The sequence below is a fragment of the Pseudomonas sp. RL genome, from assembly GCF_000647775.1.
Classification (GTDB): domain Bacteria; phylum Pseudomonadota; class Gammaproteobacteria; order Pseudomonadales; family Pseudomonadaceae; genus Serpens; species Serpens flexibilis.
In genome coordinates, this window is sequence record NZ_JBOY01000175.1 from 1 (window position 1) to 1,328 (window position 1,328).

Consider the following 1,328-nt stretch of genomic DNA (forward strand, 5'->3'; position numbering starts at 1 on the left):
GAGGGTGTGCAGAATTTTGTGTAACCGGGGTTGGGGTTACGGCTGCGGCAGCCTGTCTTCGTAGCTGATCGTAAAGCGCGTCAGCGCCGCCTTCCAGTCACGGATCGGCATCGTCCATTTCTTGCTGATGTTGCGTAGCGCCAGGTAGAACAGTTTCAGCAGCGCCTCGTCGCTGGGAAACGATCCGCGATTCTTGGTGATCTTGCGCAGGCTCATGTTCACTGATTCGATGGCGTTGGTGGTGTAGATCACCTTGCGGATCTCCGGCGGGAAGTCGAAGAACGGCGTGATACGTGGCCAGTTGCGCCGCCAGGACTGACCAATTGGCAGGTAGTCATCGTCCCACTTGGCCTCGAACTCACAGAGGCGCAGTTCGGCCTCGTCTGCCGTGCTGGACTGGTAAATTCGCTTCAGGTCAGCAGCCACTTCAGCCCGCCGTTTCCACGACACATAGTTCAGGCTGTGCCTGACCATGTGCACGATGCACAGCTGCACGCTGGTGTGCGGGAACACTGCTTCGATAGCCTCGGGGAAGCCCTTCAGGCCATCCACGCAGGCGACGAAGATGTCCTGCACGCCACGGTTACGCAGCTCGGTTACCACCTGTAACCAGAACTTGGCGCCCTCGTTCTGGGCGATCCATAGGCCGAGGATTTCCTTCTCGCCAGCCAGATTGATACCCAACGCCAGATACACCGCCTTCACTCGCACGGCGCCTTCGCGCACCTTGGTGTGGATGCAGTCGAGGTAGACGATGGGGTAGACCGCATCGAGTGGGCGAGACTGCCAGGCCTTCACTTCATCAGCTACGGCATCGGTCACCGAGGAGATCAGGCTGGGTGACACCTCGGCACCGTACATTTCCTGCAAGTGCGCCTGGATCTCGCGCACAGTCATGCCGCGGGCATAGAGTGAGAGGATCTTGTCGTCGAAGCCCGCCCAGCGGGTCTGGTGCTTCTCGACGATCTGCGGATCGAAAGTGCCATGCCGGTCGCGCGGCACTTCGATGGGTAGTTCGCCGAACTCACCCTTGAGTTTCTTCCTGCTGAAACCGTTGCGCGTGTTGCCGGTCGGGTTGCTGACCGGCTGATGCTTATCGTGACCCAGGTGGTGGGTCAGTTCAGCATCCAGCGCACGCTCAACCAGCTTCTTGGTCAGTTGCTTGAGGATGCCGTCAGCACCGATCAGGTCTTCAGGATTCTGGTAGTTGGCCAAGAGCTGATCCAGCAGCTCGTCAGTGATGGGATGTTGCGTCTTGCTCATAGTGTCTCCGGTTCGGAGCGACAGTGTCGCTCATGAGCCGGTTACACAAAAATTCGGACACCCTC

At 59.0% G+C, this 1,328-nt stretch carries 1 protein-coding gene; it reads right to left on the minus strand.

The genetic code is table 11. The features are described 5' to 3' along the window. Nucleotides 1–36 precede the first annotated feature (36 nt). Entirely contained in the window at nucleotides 37–1,263 is a 1,227-nt protein-coding gene (locus AS93_RS0117875; RefSeq protein WP_027591861.1) for an IS256-like element ISPa46 family transposase, read from the minus strand. Between the last annotated feature and the right edge of the window lie 65 nt (nucleotides 1,264–1,328).

What these genes read in the sequence shown, in the direction of transcription:
- AS93_RS0117875 (WP_027591861.1), bottom strand. Translation starts at nt 1,263, where the DNA reads ATGAGCAAGACGCAACATCCCATCACTGACGAGCTGCTGGATCAGCTC.